Raw genomic sequence first — 16,139 nt, 5'->3', positions numbered from 1 at the left:
ATCCTGATCTTGCCGCGCGCCCCCCACCCTCCCGGTTGCGATCGGGTCGCCGCCGTGGCATCAGATGCAGAAGCGGCCCACGATCCGAGAAATGGTGTACAGGTGCTGGTAGCAGGTCGGTACCGGTTGATATCCCCCATCGGCCGCGGCGGCATGGGCGAGGTGTGGCGTGCCGCCGACGAAGTGCTCGGCAGGGCCGTCGCGGTGAAGCTGCTGCTGGGCGACCACGCGGACGAGTCGGCGACCGCCCGGTTCCGGCTGGAGGCGCAGACCGCGGCCCGGCTGAGCCACCCCCACCTGGTGGCGGTGTTCGACTTCGGCGCCTGGGAGGACCGCTTCTACCTGGTGATGGAGCTCATCGAGGGCCGGAGCCTGGGTGCCGTCCTCGCGGCGGAGGAGCGGCTCGGCGCGGAGTGGGTCGCCCGGATCGCCGGGCAGGCGGCCGCGGGGCTCGCCGCCGCCCACCGCCAGGGCATCGTGCACCGCGACATCAAGCCTGGGAACCTGATGCTGGACGCCGAGGGCGCGGTCAAGATCGGCGACTTCGGGATCGCCCAGTTCGTCGACGACCCGTCCGCGGCACTGACCACCACGGGGCAGATCGTCGGCACCAGCCTCTATCTCGCCCCGGAGCGGGCTCTCGGGCGCACGGCCGGTTCGGCGTCCGACATGTACTCCCTCGGCTGTGTCATCTACCAACTCCTGCTGGGCGAGCCGCCGTTCCGCTCCGACACGGCGACCGCGACGCTCTATCAACATGTCGACACCCCGCCCGTGCCGCTGCGGCAGCGGGGTGTGGACCTGCCCCCGGCCTTCGACTCCTACCTCCTCGGGCTGCTCGCCAAGCAGCCCGAGGACCGGCCGAGCGCCCAGGACGTCGCCGAGTGGTTCCAGAGCGACGCGTGGCGGGGGCAGCCGGAGCCGCTGCCGATGTACGCCCCCGCCCCGCACCCGGCCGCCGGGCCCGCCCCGGCGATGCCGGGGCTCCCGCACGCACCGTCCGGCGTTCCTCCGTACGGCGCGGCCCCGCAGCCCGGCGCGGCCGAGCAGGGCGCGGGCCAGGCGACGTACCGGCTGCCGCAGTCGAGCGGACACCGACGCCGTCAGCCGGACCGGTCCGCGCCCACCCGGATCACCGGCACCAGCGCCCGGGAAGCGATCCGGCGCCGCCCCCGGGTGGCGAGCGCCATCGCCGGCACGGTCGCCTTCATCGCGGCCGTGTACGTGGGGATGACCCTGTTCTCCCCGGACTCCGACGACTCCGGCACCCCTGACCCGGCCCCGTCCGCGACGGGTGACATGCGGCAGCAGGACGCGTCCACCGCCCCGCTGCCGCCCGCGCAGGGTTCGGAGGACGGCGACCAGGGCGATCAGGACGACTAGTTGATCTACCCGCTGGCTGCGTGGGCGAGCGGGAACCGCCGCATCGGGTCGTGGCATGGCGGCACACGAGGCTGCGGCGGTCCCGGAAACGACGACAGGTACGCGCCGTGGTGCACCAGGGCATCAGCGACGAGCAGTACGCGGCCGCGCTCAAGGTGCTGCGCAGGATGGTGGCCAATGTCGAGGGCGACGGGGCTCCTGCTATTCGCCCTGATCTCGCGGCCTCGTCACGGGCCTGGTCGGGAACAGGGGCGGCCACCGCGTGATCATCGGTTGGCGTGCGGACAAACGAGGATCGTATGGTCCCTGCGGGCCATGGCGCGGACCCTGCCCGCTCGCGGATGATGTTCGGCCAGGCCAGAGCCCGGATCTCGGGCCGCTCCGGTCGAGTTGGGCCGAGGGCGAGCGAAGCAGCGACCGCCCGCCATTCCGGTCAGATGGGCCGCAGGACCTGATCGGGCTCTTCGGAAGCAGTCCCGGCGCACTCCGCGAAGTCCACGTTGCCGAGCGCCAGGTCCACCTGGACGCCGTGCACCGCGGCGGGCACGGCTCGGAAATCCCTGGGCTCCGGCGACTCGATGAGCTCCTGGTAGTAGAGGGGGTCAAGCCCGCTGCTGTCCTCCCAGACGGTCGACAGAGCCAGCAACGCACGTGTCGGCGACTGCATCGTTTCGCGGTCGGCGAGGAAGACAACGCTCAGGTCCTCAGCCACCACGGCGGCAAGAACCTCGTCAGCCGTCGCCCCTGACCAAGCGGGCGCATCAACCAGCTGCACGCTTGCGGGAAACTCAGCACCCGGCCCCCACGGCCGGCGCAACCCCTCCACCACCGCGCTCCACGACTCGTCGTCGCTAAAGTCGGTCCTGATGATGAGAACGTCGAACAAGTCGCGTCCGGTCTCAGGCAGCACTCGCTCAAGGCCCTCCGGCATCGTCATGCCCAGAACTCTTCCACGCCGCACTGACAACCAGCCCCCCGAGTGGCCCAGAAGAGACGTCGGCCAAGGTCAGTCACCGTCACAATGACACCTGGACCCAGAAGCGAGGGAGCACCACACATGCTGCTACGTGAAGTCGAGTACGGCGACGTCGACACCTAGGTCCGGATGCGATGCGACCCGGCCACGATGGCCGAACCGGGTGGGCCGTTGCCTCGTGAGCGGACCTCCGCGCCCCGCCCGGCGTCAAACAACCGTCAGGACCGTGCGCCGCGACGTCAGCGGTCCGTCAACGGCGGCCGGGGGCGCGGCTGTCCCGCCTAGCGTCGCCGTCATGCGACATCACCTCCCCCGCACCGGGCCGCGTCCGGTGCGTTCCGGCACGCTCGCCCATGACCTCGGCTGGGCCGCCGAGCTGCGGTTCGCGGTGCACTGCTCGGTGGTCCTGCTCGTACTGCTGCTGGGGGTCGACGGGGCGGCCGGGCGCCTCACCGGGCCGCGCGCGCTGTTGTGGACCGGGCTGGCGGCCCTGTTGTGCGCGGTGCTGGTACCGCCCCGGGTCCGGGCGGGTGCCGGGTGGCTGTCCTGCCGGGGGTTGCTGTGCGAGCGGACCGTGCGCACCGACCGGCTCGTCGCGGTGTGCCTGCCGGAGGGTGTCGCCCGGCGGGTGGTGTTCCGGGACGCCGGGGGCGCGCGGGTCGAGGTCGATCCGGAGGTGTTCCTGGCCAATCCGGCGTTGTGGCACCGGGTGGACACGGACGCCCGGGGCAGTGCGGAGCGCGGGACCCTGCGGTGCGGGGTGACGACGCTGCGCCGCCTGTCCGAGCAGGTCGACAGCAGGCACGCGCTGCGGGTGTTCACCCTCTCCGGGCTGGAGTGACCGGCCTCGTGAGGCCGTTGTGCGATCCCACCAGCGCGGCTTGACCAAACTTGCCAACTCCCGCCACCAGCACCGCGGTTCATTGACGCGACCATGACCACGTGTGAGTGTTCGGTCGCTCGATCACGGACACCGGGGCGCGGGCGGTCGGCGACGGCCGGGCATGTGCGCCGTGGTACGCGGCTGCCCGTGGTCGAGGCCCCCACCGATTCAAGGAGCCTCGATGAATCTCAGACCGATGACGGCCGGGACGACCCTGGCCGTCCTCGCCGCAATGCTGGTGGCGACGGGTGCCCCCTCGGCGTCCGCCGAACCGTCCCCGCCGGCGCCCGCCCCGAGCGCGCTCACGGCCGCCGTCACGGCCGCCGACCGGGCCGCCGCCAGTGGTCTCGACACCCTGGCGAAGGGCCCCGAGGAGCGGTACGAGCGGCAGATGGTGACCCCGTGGATCAAGGGTCTGTACTCCGTCGCGTACCAGCGCACCTACCGCGGCCTGCCGGTCGTCGGCGGGGACGCCGTCGTGGTGGCCGACTCGAAGGGCCGGGTGCGCGGCACCCAGTCCGCGGTCTCCCGGCGGATCAACGTGCCGACCACACCGACCGTCTCCGCCAAGGCGGCCGAGAAGACCTCCCGCGAGAAGCTGCGCACCGTGCGGCGGGTGGAGTCCCACCGGCTCGTCGTCCGCGCCACCGGGAAGAACTCCCGGCTGGCCTGGGAGACGGTCCTGGCCGGGCGCACCGCGAAGGCGCCCAGCCGGCTCCATGTCTTCGTCGACGCGGGCACCGGCAAGGTGCTCGACAGCTACGACGACGTCAAGGCGGGCACCGGCAACAGCCAGTGGAACGGCCCGTCCCCGCTGGCCATCGACACCACCTCGTCGGGCGGCAGCTTCTCGCTGCGCGACCCGAACCGGCCCGGCCTGAGCTGCGCCGACTACAGCACCGGCGGGGTCTTCACCAAGTCGACGGACTCCTGGGGCACCGGCAACGCCTCCAGCAAGGAGACCGGCTGCGTCGACGTGATGTGGGCGGCGCAGCACGAGTGGAACATGCTCAAGGACTGGCTGGGCCGCAACGGGCACAACGGCAACGGCGGCAGCTGGCCGGTGAAGGTCGGGCTGAACGACGTCAACGCCTACTGGGACGGTTCCTCGGTCTCCATCGGCCACAACAACGCCAACCAGTGGATCGGCGCGATGGACGTCGTCGGCCACGAGTTCGGCCACGGCATCGACCAGTACACCCCGGGCGGCGCCAACAACGAGTCCGGGCTCGGCGAGGCCACCGGCGACATCATGGGTGCCCTGACCGAGGCGTACACCAATGAGCCGGCCCCGTACGACGACCCCGACTACACCGTCGGCGAGAAGATCAACCTGGTCGGCAACGGGCCGATCCGGATCATGTACAACCCGGGCCAGATCGGCGACCCGAACTGCTACAGCTCCTCGATACCCAACACCGAGGAGCACGCCGCGGCCGGGCCGCTCAACCACTGGTTCTACCTGCTGGCCGAGGGCTCGAACCCCGGCGGGGGCAAGCCGACCAGCCCGACCTGCAACAGCTCCTCCGTCACGGGCATCGGCATCCAGAACGCCGGCAAGGTCTTCTACGGCGGCATGCTGCTGAAGACGAGCGGGATGACGTACAAGCGGTACCGCACGGCCACGCTGACCGCCGCGAAGAACCTCGACCCGAGCTGTGTCTTCTTCGACCGGGCCAGGGCCGCCTGGGACGCCATCAGCGTCCCCGCCCAGACCGGCGACCCGACCTGTACGCCGAGCGGCAACAACGACTTCACGCTGTCCCTGGACCCGTCGTCCGGCACCGTGAAGGCGGGCGCCTCGGTGACGTCCACGGTGCGGACCACGGTCAGCTCCGGGAGCGCGCAGACGGTCACCCTGTCGGCGAGCGGTCTGCCGAGCGGCGTCACCGCGACCTTCAGCCCCGCCTCGGTGCAGGCCGGTGCCACCTCGACGATGACCGTGTCGGCGTCCTCCGCTGCCGCGCCCGGCCCGTACACCTTCACGGTGAAGGGTGACGGCACCCAGAGCCACACCGCGCAGTACACCCTGACCGTCACCAGCGGGGGCGGCAACCCGGGCGGCGGCGCGCCCGACATCGACGTCGCGAAGATCCAGGCCCACCTCGCGCAGCTGAACACCCTCGCGACCCAGAACGGCGGCCACCGCCGCGCCGGGAGCGCCGGCTACACGGCGTCCGTCGCCTATGTGAAGGGCAAGCTCCAGGCCGCCGGATACACCGTCAGCGAGCAGCCCTGCACCAGCTGCACCTACGGCGGCAACAACCTGATCGCCGACTGGCCGGGCGGCCCGTCCGACCAGACCGTCATGTTCGGTGCCCACCTGGACGGGGTCTCGGCCGGTCCCGGCATCAACGACAACGGCTCCGGTTCCGCGACGCTGCTGGAGAACGCGCTCGTCCTGGCCCAGCAGAACCCGACCATGACCAAGCACGTGCGCTTCGCCTGGTGGACCGGCGAGGAGCAGGGCATGCAGGGATCCGCCTACTACGTCGGCCAGTTGAGCTCCGCCCAGCGCAGTGCCGTCAAGGCGTACTACAACTTCGACATGGTCGCCTCGACCAACGCCGGTTACTTCATCAACAACGTCAACTCGGCCGCCTCGGCCCCGATGAAGGAGTACTGGGACTCGCTGAACCTGGCGCCGGAGGAGGACGTCGAGGGCCGGGGCCGGTCCGACGACTACTCGTTCCAGCAGGTCGGCATCGCCACCTCCGGATACGCGACCGGCGCCAGCGCAACCAAGACGTCGGCGCAGGCCGCCAAGTGGGGCGGGACCGCGGGCCGTTCCTACGACCCCTGCTACCACTCGTCCTGCGACACCACGTCCAACATCAACGCGACCGCGCTCGACCGCAGCGCGGACGGTGTGGCGTACACCCTGTGGAAGACGGCGGTCGGCACCACCGCGCCCGCCGACGACTTCTCCGTCTCGGTCAGCCCGGTCTCGGGCAGCGTCCAGCCGGGCGCCTCGGTGACCGCCACGGTCTCCACCGCCACGACCGCGGGCTCGGCACAGTCCGTGCAGCTGACGGCCTCCGGCGCGCCGAGCGGGGTCACCGTCTCCTTCGCCCCGGCGTCCGTGCAGTCGGGCTCCTCCTCGACGATGACCGTCGCCGCCGGGGCCCAGGCCACGGCCGGTACGTACACCCTGACGGTGACCGGGACCGGCAAGGCCACCCACACCACCACGTACTCGCTGGTGGTGGGCGGTGGCGGCAGCTGCCAGCCGAAGCAGGTCGTCGGCAACGGCGGCTTCGAGAGCGGCACCGCCCCGTGGTCCCAGTCGGACGGTGTGATCAACAACCGGACGTCGGAGAAGCCGGCCCACACGGGCGCGTACCAGGCCTGGCTCGGCGGCTGGGGATCGACGCACTCCGACACGCTCTCGCAGTCGGTGACGATCCCCTCGGGCTGCTCGGCGTACAAGCTGTCGTTCTACCTGCGCACCGACACCGGCGAGTCGGCGGGCGACCCGACGGCGTACGACACGCTGACCGTGAAGCTGGGCACCAGGACGCTCGCGACGTACTCCAACGCGGACGCGACGAACTCCTACGTCCAGAAGACCTTCGACGTCGGTGACCTCGCCGGCCAGACGGTCACCCTCGGATTCACCAGCAAGGAGGACGCCTACCTCCAGACGAGCTTCGTCCTGGACGACGTGGCGCTCGACGCGAGCTGATCCGGGGTCTTTCCGGGCGGTTCACCGGCCGGGGCGGGGCGTGTGCGGACACGTCCCGCCTCCGGCGTTCTCAGCGGACGACGGCGGCCAGCCGCCTGATGAAGTCCTCGGTCTCCGGCCGGTCGTCGTGACCGGCCGCCAGCCGGACGTGCAGGCCGCGCAGTTCCTGGCCGAGCAGGGTCGACGCGTTGACCTCGGTGGTGTCGAGCACCGGCCCGGCGATGTCGATCGCAGCCTGCGGGTCGCGGGCGCAGGCGTGGGCGTCCGCCATCCGGGCGAGGAAGAGCATCCGCGCCGAGTGCATCCCGGGCGGGAGCAGCCCCAGCGCGGAGCGGGCCGCCCCGACCGCGCGCAGCGCCAGCCGGCGGTCCCCCGTCGCCGCGGCGAGGTCCCGCAGCGCCCCGGCGGCACCGGACTCCACGCGCAACCGGACGGAGGCGACGGAGAGCCAGGGCGCCTCCGTCTCGTCCCGCTCGCCGACCCGGTCCAGTTGGGACCAGGCGCGGTCGATGTGGGCGAGGGTCTGGCGGGCGTCGCCCCGGACGGCGTGGCCGCGCGCCAGGTACAGATCGCTCATCGCGCCCGCCCAGTACCGGCCCGCGGCGGCCTGCCGGATCGCTCCCCCGTAGGCGACGGCGGACGGGCCGTCACCCTCCAGCCGGGCCAGGGTGCTCATGTCGCCGAGCGCGGCCACCTCCGTCCCGATGTGCCCGGCCAGTCCGGCCCAGCCCAGGGAGCGGTCGAGCCAGGCCATCGCGGTGGCGTTGCGGCCCCACAGCAGCCGCAGACAGCCCGCCGACTGGGCGTACTCCGCGGCCAGGGGCGCGAGTTGGCGCTGGTAGGGCGCCGCGGGCAGGGCCATCCAGCGGAGCATCGCGTGCAGGGTGCGCTCGACCACGGCGGTCGCCCCGGGCCAGGCGCGTTCCTCGTCGGCGCGCAGGCAGGCGGCGAGCAGCGCCGTCAGGGCGTGCACCGTGTCGAGGTCCAGCGGCGGGGCGTCGACGGTGGCCGGGCCGAGGGCGCAGAAGGCGGCGTGCAGGGCGACGACGTCGGCGAGGGCCGGGACGGTGCAGCCGCCCCGCCCGTGCACCGGGCACATCAGGCCGTAGCTGGGCAGGCGGGTGGGCAGGACGGTGTCCGGCGGCAGCATGGCGAGCAGGCCGGCGCCCGCGGGCTCGCCGGGCAGTGGGCCCCGGCAGGCGGGCCCGGGCGGCGGGAGCACGGCCGGAGCCTCCTCGCCCGTGCCGCCCGCCCCGGCCGCCTCCGCCTCCTCGCAGGCGGCGAGGAGCGCCCCGTCCGCCGACATCAGCCCGTCCAGCCGGCGGGCCAGCGGCAGCGGGGTGCGGCGGGTGCCGTGCTCCAGCTTGCTGATGGCCGTGTGGTCGTATCCGACGCGGGCCCCCACCTGCACCTGGGTGAGTCCGGCGCGTCTGCGCCACTGGCGCAGCCGGGTGCCGAAGACCCGCCACGCCTCGGCGGTACGGGCGTCCGGCGCGGGGCCGACGCCCTCGGTCACCCGGCGCTCCGCGGAGCCTCGCCGGACCCTCCACCCTTGCCGTGCTCATGACTCATGGCCGGGAGGATAGCGAGCGCGCGGCCACGCTGTCCTCCGTGCGCCGGGAAGATGACGCCTTCCCCTTCCCCGCCGTTCGGCGGCGGTCCGGCCGACCGGACACTCCGTCATATTCCTGCGCTCATATGACTGGTGGGACGATTCGGCCGATCACGGCCGGTGGCCAGGACAATCGGCGGGTGGCCGCATGAACGGTCCGCCCGCCGGGCATATGACGGGTTACCGTCAGGAGGTGATGGCCGTGGGCCGCATCAGGATCGTCCGACGACCACAGACCCCGCACCGACCGCCGCCGCCGCTCGATCTGCGCACCCCGTCCGGCCGTCCCCTGCCCTACTGATCCCGGCACCGCGCGGCGCGCCGCGCGGTGGCCGGTGGAGCGTCCGGGGCCCCGTTCCGCGTGATGATGAGGGCGGCGAGCCGTCGTGGCGCGCGGTGTCCGGCCCGGGGCGCCCGGCCGGCCGGCTCGGAAGGGACGGCCCCCATGCACGCAATCCGGCCGAGGAGACCGGTCGCCGCGGTGCCGGTCGCGCTGGCACTGCTCGTTGCCGCCCTGGCCGGCTGCCAGGGCGGCAAGGGCGCCCCGTCCAGCAGCACCGCACCGCCCGCATCCACCGGCGGGCGCGGTCATGTCCTCGCCGTGAAGGTCGACAACGTCGCCCCCGCGCGCCCGCAGTCCGGACTGGACGCGGCGGACCTCGTCTACGTGGAGCAGGTCGAGGCCGGTCTCAGCCGCATCATGGCGGTCTACTCCTCCCGGCTCCCGTCCAAGGTGGGCCCGGTGCGCAGCGCCCGGGAGACCGATCTGGAGCTGCTCCGCCAGTTCGACCGGCCGACGCTCGCCTTCTCCGGCGCGCAGTCGAAGCTCCTCCCGGTCATCGCGGCGGCGCCGCTGAACCGGCTGACCCCCGATCAGGACCCGGACGCGTTCTACCGGGCCCAGGGCCGGGCGGCTCCGCACGACCTCTACCTGCGCCCCGGGAAGGCCCCGCGGGTCACCACGGGAGTGAACGCGGCCGAGGACCTCGGGCTGCGGTTCGCCGCCGCCGTGCCCGGCGGCCGGGCCGTGACCGGCCGTACGGTCCGCTATCCGGAGGCGAGTCTCACCTTCACCTGGTCCGCCGGGGAGCGCCGTTGGCTGGTGTCGATGGACGGCACCCCGGCCCGTACGGCCGACGGGGCCCGGCTGCGCGCGGCCGATGTGGTGGTGCAGTACGTGACGGTGCGCCCGTCCGCGTACCGGGACAAGTGGGGCAGCACCTCCCCGTACACCGAGACCGTGGGTTCCGGGTCCGCGCTGGTGCTGCGGGACGGCAAGGAGTACGAGGCGCGCTGGTCGCGCCCCTCGGCCGGGGACACCACGGAGTTCACCACCCCGGACGGCGAGCGGATGACCTTCGCGGCGGGGCAGGTCTGGTTCGTCCTCGCGCCGAAGTGACCGGGTGCCGGTTCCGGTGGGCGTCGGCGTTCCGCGGCCCGGGAAGCCGTGGCGCCGGGTGGTTCCGCGCCTGCGGTGGGGACCCGTCCGTGGTGCCCGTGCGGCGCTCCTCGCGCGGACGGAAACGTGGACCGTCACCGCTCCGGCCGCTTCGCGTCATGGCCCGCGCACAGGAGGGTGGAGGTTTCCCGGATCACCCACGGACCGGCCGTCCATGATCGATGATGTGCGGACGACTGCCGTCCCCGGTACGGCACCGGCTCCAGGAAGGGAACCCCGATGCGGGACACGACGCCAGAGCGGTCCACGTCACACGCGCCGTCCGAGCACGGCCCGGCCGAGGAGGCCCAGGTGATCGTGGTGGGGGCGGGGCCCGCGGGCTCGTCCGCCGCCTTCCACCTGGCCAGAGCCGGTGTCGACGTCCTGCTGCTGGAGAAGTCCCGGTTCCCCCGGGAGAAGGTGTGCGGGGACGGCCTGACCCCGCGCGCGGTGCACCAGCTCATCAGGATGGGCGTCGACATCAAGGCGCCGGGCTGGATGCGCTCCCGCGGCATGCGCTGGATCGCCGGGAAGCACCAGGTGCACATCGACTGGCCGGCGCTGGGCCAGTACCCGGACTTCGGCCTCTCCCGCAGCAGGCACGACTTCGACGACATCCTGGCCCGGCACGCGGCCGACGCCGGGGCCCGGCTGCGCACCGGCGTGAAGGTGACCGAGCCGCTGACCGACCGGGTCGGCCGGATCACGGGCGTCGCCGCCGTCACCGAGGAGAAGGAGCCGCTTTCCTTCCACGCACCGGTCGTGATCGCCGCCGACGGCGCCTCGGCCCGGCTCGCCCTCGCCATGGGGGTCGAGCGCGACCCGGCCCGGCAGATCGCGACGGCCGCCCGCCGCTACTACCACAGCCCCGAGCGTTCGACGGAGGAGTACCTGGAGCTCTGGGCCGATCTCACGTTCCCGAACAGCGACCGCTTCCTGCCCGGGTACGGCTGGATCTTCCCGATGGGCGACGGGCGCGTCAACGTCGGCCTCGGCGCGCTGCCGCACCGGCGGCACGGCAAGGCGGACCTGCGTGCCGTACTGGACGGCTGGCTGGCCCGTACGCCGGAGGCCTGGGGACTGCGCGAGGAGAACGCGCAGGGGCCGGTCCGCAGCGCGGCCCTGCCGCTGGGCTTCAACCGCCACCCGCTCTACACCCGCGGGCTGCTGCTCGTCGGCGACTCGGGCGGCATGGTCTCCCCCTGGAACGGGGAGGGCATCGCCCAGGCCATGGAGGCGGGCGAGGTCGCCGCGGAGTCCGTCACGCTGGCCCTCGCGCTGCCCCGGGGCGCCCGCCGCGAGCGGGTGCTGCGCGGCTACCCGGTCGAGATGAACCGCCGCTGGGGACGCTACTACCGCCTCGGCAACACGGCCGCCGACCTCGTCTTCAGCCGCTCCGGCTTCCAGCCGGTCCTCAACCGGTACGTGATGGGGTCGCCGTTCCTGCTCAACACCATGGCCCGCCTGCTGACCAACCTCACGGACAAGCCCTCGCACGACCTGATCGACCATCTCCTCAACGGCGCCGTGCGGCTCGTACCGGAGCCGAAGGCGCGGCTCCGGCGGCGCTGAGGCCGTGCCCGGCGGACGGGGGCCGGGCGGACCGTGGGGCGGGTCCGCCGGTCAGGACCGGCGGCGGGGCCTGCCCCGCTTGGCGGCCTTGGCCTGCTTGGCCCCGCCGGTGCCGGTCCGCGGCTTCCGGGCGCCGGACGAGCCGCCGCCCTGCTTCCCGGCCGCCCGGCCGGGGGCGGGCTTGCGCCGGGCGTCCTCCTGCTTCTTCTCCGGTTCCACGCGGGAGCGCGGCCGGCCCCGGGTGGAGTTGACGGTCCGCCCCCGGACGATGCCGATGAACTCCTCCACCAGGTCGGTGGTCTCCTCCTCCGGCCAGGACAGCACCACGCTCGACCCGGGGGCGTCCGACACCGGCCGGTAGGTGAGGTCCTTGCGGTGGTGGAGGCGGGCGAGCGACTGCGGGACGACGAGCACCCCGATGCCCGCCGCCACCAGCTCGACGGCGTCCGCCGTGGTGGCCGGGCGCTCGATCGCGGGCCGCCCCGGAAGCCGCTCCCAGCCGAGGGTGTCGTCGAGCGGGTGCAGCACGATCTCGTCGGCCAGGTCGGCCACCGTGATCTCCTCGGCCGAGGCGACGGCGTGGTCCTTCGGGACGATCACCACGGTCGTCTCGGTGTAGAGCGGGATGGCGCTCAGGACCGTCCGGTCGACCGGCAGCCGTACCAGCCCGGCGTCGGCGGCACGCCCCCGCAGTGCGTCGGACGCCTCGGCGGCCTCCACGGCCACGAGGGTCAGCGGGACGTCCGGCAGCCGCTCGTTCCAGATGCCCACCCACTTGCCGGGGGTCACCCCGGGAACGTACGCGAGCCGGAACGACGGGGTTTCTTCCGAGCTTGTCACTCCGCCAGGTTACCGGCCCTGGTCAGGGGTGGTGCACATGCTCGATACCCTGGTACGCATGACGTCGCACAAGACCGCCCAGACGATGAAGCCCGCGACCGCGGCGAAGAAGCTGGGTGTGTACCTAGAGGCCACCCCCGCCGAGTTCCAGGAGGGTGTCGTCTCGCGCACCGAGTTCAACGCGCTCCAGGCCGATCCGCCCGAGTGGCTGCGCGAGCTGCGACGCAACGGCCCGCACCCCCGGCCGGTCGTCGCCGCCAAGCTCGGCGTCTCCATCTCGGGCCTCGCCCGCGGCGGGGTCACCGAGGCGCTCACCACCGAGCAGATCGACGCGCTCAAGCAGGAGGCCCCCGAGTGGCTCCGCCAGGAGCGCACCACCCAGGCCGAGGTCCGCAAGGAAGCCGTGCGCATCAAGGAGAAGCACGCGGCCCGAGCGGCCCGGGCCGAGGACGCCCAGTCCTGATCCCTTCCGTTTCCGTCGCCGCCCCCAGGACCTTCACGGCTCCCGGGGGCGGCGACGGCGTTTCGGCGGGCCGGGCGGGGATGCTCCGGCGGCGGCCCTCAGGCCACGCCCAGCATCCGGGCGTGCAGGGCCCGGACCTCCTCGGCGAGCACCGGGTCGGGGCCCGAGACCGGTACGCCGGGGGCGACGACGTTCACCGGCAGCGCCGCGACCGGTCCCGCGTCGAAGCCCCAGCCCTGCCGCCAGGCGACCAGCTGCCCGCTGCTCGACGCGTACACGATGCGGCCCAGGCCGACCCAGGCGTGGGCCGCGCTGCACATCGGGCAGTGCTCGCCCGAGGTGTAGACGACGCTCGCCCGCCGCTCCTCGGGCGAGAGGTTCTCGGCCGCCCAGCGGGCGATCTCGAACTCCGGGTGCCGGGTGGCGTCGCCGTCCTTGACCCGGTTGCGGTCCTCGAACCGGACCGTGCCGTGCTCGTCCAGGAGCAGCGAGCCGAACGGCTCGTCACCGGCGTCGAGCGCCTCGCGGGCGAGCTCGACGCAGCGGCGGAGGAAGGTCCGGTCCGTCTCCGTGACCGGCTCCGCGACCCCTTGCGCGCCCGTCCCGTTCTCCGTGCTCATAGCCACTCTCCGTAGTTGTTCTTCCAGGCTCACAGTCCTGCGACATTCGGTATACCATTCATGATTCCATGGCCGTTCACGCCGCGGCCCCCCACCTCACGCATGCCGGTCCGGCGACGGCGACACGGAGGCCCGGCCAGTGAACAACGCCCCGACGCACAGCATCACGCACACCTCGGTGTCGGTGTGGAAGGCGCCGGGCATGCCCGCCCTGCTGCTCCTGACGGCCGCCGGGTTCTCGGGATTCGCGGCACTGCTGCCCACCGCGCCGCTCTGGGCGGTGCGCGGCGGCGCGGACACCGCCGGGGCCGGTTCGGTCAACGCGGTCCTGATGCTGTGCACCGTGTGCGCGCAGACCCTGGTCCCGGCCACGATCCGGCGCCTGGGCTGGCGAACCACCCTCGTCGCCGGGGCGGTCCTGCTCGGCGCCCCCTCGCTCGCGCACCCGTGGGCCACCGGACTGGGCGCGGTGCTGGCCCTGGCCGCTGTGCGGGGGCTCGGCTTCGGGGTGCTCACGGTCTGCGGCGCCGGTGCCGTCGCCGAGCTCGTCGGGCCGGAGCGGCGCGGGAAGGCGGTCGGGGCGTACGGACTGGCCATCGCGGGGCCGCAGTTCATCCTGGTCTCGACCGCCCCGTGGGCCGCGGAGAACATCGGGTTCACGGCCGTGTTCGTGGTCGGGGCACTGCCCCTGCTCGGGGTGGTGCCCGCGTTGCGGCTGGCCCGTCGGCTGGACGGGCGCCCGGCCGCGACCGGCGACGCGCAGGACCGGGCCGTCGTCGCGCGCACCGCGTATCTGCCGCTGCTGCGGCCGATGGTGCTCCTGCTCGGGGCCACGACGGCCGGGGGCGCCCTGATCACCTTCGCCCCGCAGATGAGCGACGACCCCGCCGCGACGCTGGCCGCGCTGTTGCTGCTGACCGGGACGGCGGCCGTCGCGCGCTGGCGGTTCGGGGCGGCGGCCGACCGGTACGGCACCCGGCCGTTCCTCTGGCCGCTGGTGGCCGCCACCGCCGCCGGGCTCGTGCTGACCGCCTGGGCGGTGGCCACGCCGGGAGAGACGCGGGTGGTGCCCCTGCTGGCCGGGACGGCCCTCGTCGGCGTCTGCTACGGCGGACTCCAGAACCTGACCCTGGTGGACTCCTTCGCCGCCGTCGACCCCCGGTCCAGCGGGGTGGCGAGCGCGGTGTGGAACATCGGCTTCGACGGCGGGACGGGGCTGGGCGCCCTCCTCGTCGGATTCCTGGCGACGGGCACCTCCTTCTCCGTCGCCCTCCTGGTCACCGCCGCGCTCTCGCTCGCCACCCTGCCGCTCGCGCTGACCCGCCGGAACGGCTGACAGACGGGCCTTTTGGCATACCATCCGGTCATGGCTGATGTGATTCTGACGAACGTCCGTCCCTGGGGCGGGGCGCCCGCGGACATCGTGGTGTCCGGCGGCGAGATCCGCTCCGTACGGCCCGCGGGCCCGGCCCCGGGCGACGGCGACCACCTCGACGGCGGCGGTCTCCTGGCCCTGCCCGGCTTCATCAACGCGCACGCCCATGTCGACAAGAGCTGGTGGGGGCAGCCCTGGGTGTCCTACGGCGGCGAGGCCACGACCCAGGGGCGCATCTCCCACGAGCGCGCCGAACGCGACGCCCTCGGTATCCCAAGTGCGGACTCGACCGTGGCGGTCCTGCGCGAGTTCCTCCGGCACGGCACGACGGCGGTGCGCAGCCATGTGGACGTGGACCTGGGCGTCGGGCTGCGCGGGATCGAGGTGGTCCGCGAGGCGGTGGCCGCGCTCGACGGCGCGGTCGACGTGGAGATCGTGGCCTTCCCGCAGGACGGTGTGGTGCGCCGTCCCGGCGTGCTGGATCTTCTGGACCGGGCCGCGGCGGCGGGGGCGACCTCGATCGGCGGGCTCGACCCGGCCTCGATCGACCGCGACCCGGTGGCGCAGCTCGACGGCCTCTTCTCCGTCGCCGAGCGGCGCGGAGTCGGGCTCGACATCCATCTGCACGACCGGGGCGAGCTCGGCGCCTTCCAGTTCGAGCTCATCATCGACCGCACGCTGCGCACCGGGCTGCGCGGCAGGGTGACGGTCTCGCACGGTTTCGCGCTGGGCGAGCTCCCGGCCGACCGGCAGCTGCGCCTGGTCGAGGCCTGCGCGGAGGCCGGTGTCTCCTGGGCGACCGTGGCCCCGGTCCGTACCGCGCCGCTGCCCTGGCGGGGGATGCGGGAGCACGGTGTCCCGATCGGCCTCGGCACCGACGGGATCCGGGACCTGTGGTCGCCGTACGGTGACGGCGACATCCTCCGCGTCGCGCTCGGCTTCGCCCGGCTGCACGGCCTGCGCACGGACGAGGAGCTGGCCCACGCGGTGGAGCTGGCCACCACCCGCGCGGCGGGCTTCGTCCACCGCGCGGCCCACGACCTCGTGGCGGGGGCGCGGGCGGACATCGTGCTGCTGGACGCCGAGAACGTCCAGGACGCCCTGGTCCGCGCACCGCGCCGACAACTGGTGCTCGCCGGCGGCCGCGTGGTGGTCCAGGACGGCGAACTGCGGGTCTGACCCCGCCGAGCGACCGCCGGTCCCGCGCTTCGCGGCGCGGAGCACGGGACCGGCGGCCCGGCGAAGGCGCCGGCCCTGCGGCACGTCAGCAGTGGCGCCGCTCCGCGTCGTCG

13 protein-coding genes are annotated in these 16,139 nt (G+C 73.6%); 9 read left to right on the top strand and 4 right to left on the bottom strand.

Annotated elements, in window-relative coordinates:
• The first annotated feature begins 153 nt into the window (after positions 1-153).
• Together ACF08W_RS01760 and ACF08W_RS01755 are read left to right on the top strand one after the other, a co-directional pair.
• Positions 154-1,383 (top strand): serine/threonine-protein kinase, encoded by a 1,230-nt coding sequence (locus tag ACF08W_RS01760; RefSeq protein ID WP_392278327.1) that lies wholly within the window; start codon positions 154-156, stop codon positions 1,381-1,383.
• 107 nt (positions 1,384-1,490) lie between these two features.
• Positions 1,491-1,649, top strand: a complete 159-nt coding sequence (locus ACF08W_RS01755) for a hypothetical protein (protein ID WP_385209624.1) — start codon at positions 1,491-1,493, stop codon at positions 1,647-1,649.
• A 167-nt stretch (positions 1,650-1,816) separates the two neighbouring features.
• Here the strand turns inward: ACF08W_RS01755 and ACF08W_RS01750 are convergent, their stop codons facing one another.
• A complete protein-coding gene (locus ACF08W_RS01750) occupies positions 1,817-2,320 on the bottom strand; it encodes a DUF6924 domain-containing protein (RefSeq protein WP_392278043.1) in 504 nt (167 codons plus the stop codon).
• Positions 2,321-2,654: 334 nt separating this feature from the next.
• Here ACF08W_RS01750 and ACF08W_RS01745 point away from each other — a divergent pair, with 334 nt between their 5' ends.
• Complete coding sequence (locus ACF08W_RS01745) at positions 2,655-3,200, top strand: hypothetical protein (protein WP_392278042.1); 546 nt, start codon at positions 2,655-2,657, stop codon at positions 3,198-3,200.
• A 238-nt stretch (positions 3,201-3,438) separates the two neighbouring features.
• On the top strand, positions 3,439-6,927 hold the full coding sequence (locus ACF08W_RS01740; RefSeq protein ID WP_392278326.1) for a M28 family peptidase: 3,489 nt from the start codon (positions 3,439-3,441) through the stop codon (positions 6,925-6,927).
• Positions 6,928-6,997: 70 nt separating this feature from the next.
• Here ACF08W_RS01740 and ACF08W_RS01735 read toward each other — a convergent pair whose 3' ends face one another.
• Positions 6,998-8,443, bottom strand: a complete 1,446-nt coding sequence (locus ACF08W_RS01735; protein ID WP_392278041.1) for a helix-turn-helix domain-containing protein — start codon at positions 8,441-8,443, stop codon at positions 6,998-7,000.
• A gap of 541 nt (positions 8,444-8,984) precedes the next feature.
• On the opposite strand from ACF08W_RS01735, the gene ACF08W_RS01730 reads away from it, so the two are divergent.
• Both ACF08W_RS01730 and ACF08W_RS01725 read left to right on the top strand, forming a co-directional pair.
• Complete coding sequence (locus ACF08W_RS01730) at positions 8,985-9,938, top strand: DUF3048 domain-containing protein (protein ID WP_392278040.1); 954 nt, start codon at positions 8,985-8,987, stop codon at positions 9,936-9,938.
• 279 nt (positions 9,939-10,217) lie between these two features.
• Entirely contained in the window at positions 10,218-11,549 is a 1,332-nt protein-coding gene (locus tag ACF08W_RS01725) for a geranylgeranyl reductase family protein (protein ID WP_392278039.1), read from the top strand.
• A gap of 51 nt (positions 11,550-11,600) precedes the next feature.
• Here the strand turns inward: ACF08W_RS01725 and ACF08W_RS01720 are convergent, their stop codons facing one another.
• Positions 11,601-12,389, bottom strand: a complete 789-nt coding sequence (locus ACF08W_RS01720; protein WP_352274596.1) for a LysR family substrate-binding domain-containing protein — start codon at positions 12,387-12,389, stop codon at positions 11,601-11,603.
• A gap of 58 nt (positions 12,390-12,447) precedes the next feature.
• On the opposite strand from ACF08W_RS01720, the gene ACF08W_RS01715 reads away from it, so the two are divergent.
• Positions 12,448-12,852 carry a DUF5997 family protein gene (locus ACF08W_RS01715; protein WP_392278038.1) on the top strand — a complete coding sequence of 135 codons (405 nt, stop codon included), beginning with the start codon at positions 12,448-12,450 and terminating at the stop codon, positions 12,850-12,852.
• 98 nt (positions 12,853-12,950) lie between these two features.
• Here ACF08W_RS01715 and ACF08W_RS01710 read toward each other — a convergent pair whose 3' ends face one another.
• Positions 12,951-13,472: a nucleoside deaminase gene (locus ACF08W_RS01710; RefSeq protein ID WP_352274598.1), complete on the bottom strand. Its 522-nt coding sequence runs from the start codon at positions 13,470-13,472 to the stop codon at positions 12,951-12,953.
• 139 nt (positions 13,473-13,611) lie between these two features.
• Between ACF08W_RS01710 and ACF08W_RS01705 the strand changes: the two genes are divergently transcribed.
• Positions 13,612-14,808 carry an MFS transporter gene (locus ACF08W_RS01705; protein WP_392278037.1) on the top strand — a complete coding sequence of 399 codons (1,197 nt, stop codon included), beginning with the start codon at positions 13,612-13,614 and terminating at the stop codon, positions 14,806-14,808.
• Between the two features lie 30 nt (positions 14,809-14,838).
• Complete coding sequence (locus ACF08W_RS01700) at positions 14,839-16,026, top strand: amidohydrolase (protein WP_392278036.1); 1,188 nt, start codon at positions 14,839-14,841, stop codon at positions 16,024-16,026.
• Positions 16,027-16,139 lie beyond the last annotated feature (113 nt).

This window comes from Streptomyces sp. NPDC015144, assembly GCF_043079735.1.
Lineage (GTDB): Bacteria > Actinomycetota > Actinomycetes > Streptomycetales > Streptomycetaceae > Streptomyces.
This window is presented reverse-complemented; position numbering and strand designations above follow the sequence as displayed.

What these genes read in the sequence shown, in the direction of transcription:
- ACF08W_RS01760 (WP_392278327.1), top strand. Translation starts at nt 154, where the DNA reads ATGGGCGAGGTGTGGCGTGCCGCCGACGAAGTGCTCGGCAGGGCCGTC.
- ACF08W_RS01750 (WP_392278043.1), bottom strand. Translation starts at nt 2,320, where the DNA reads ATGACGATGCCGGAGGGCCTTGAGCGAGTGCTGCCTGAGACCGGACGC.
- ACF08W_RS01715 (WP_392278038.1), top strand. Translation starts at nt 12,448, where the DNA reads ATGACGTCGCACAAGACCGCCCAGACGATGAAGCCCGCGACCGCGGCG.
- ACF08W_RS01740 (WP_392278326.1), top strand. Translation starts at nt 3,439, where the DNA reads ATGACGGCCGGGACGACCCTGGCCGTCCTCGCCGCAATGCTGGTGGCG.
- ACF08W_RS01745 (WP_392278042.1), top strand. Translation starts at nt 2,655, where the DNA reads ATGCGACATCACCTCCCCCGCACCGGGCCGCGTCCGGTGCGTTCCGGC.
- ACF08W_RS01725 (WP_392278039.1), top strand. Translation starts at nt 10,218, where the DNA reads ATGCGGGACACGACGCCAGAGCGGTCCACGTCACACGCGCCGTCCGAG.
- ACF08W_RS01710 (WP_352274598.1), bottom strand. Translation starts at nt 13,472, where the DNA reads ATGAGCACGGAGAACGGGACGGGCGCGCAAGGGGTCGCGGAGCCGGTC.
- ACF08W_RS01730 (WP_392278040.1), top strand. Translation starts at nt 8,985, where the DNA reads ATGCACGCAATCCGGCCGAGGAGACCGGTCGCCGCGGTGCCGGTCGCG.
- ACF08W_RS01700 (WP_392278036.1), top strand. Translation starts at nt 14,839, where the DNA reads ATGGCTGATGTGATTCTGACGAACGTCCGTCCCTGGGGCGGGGCGCCC.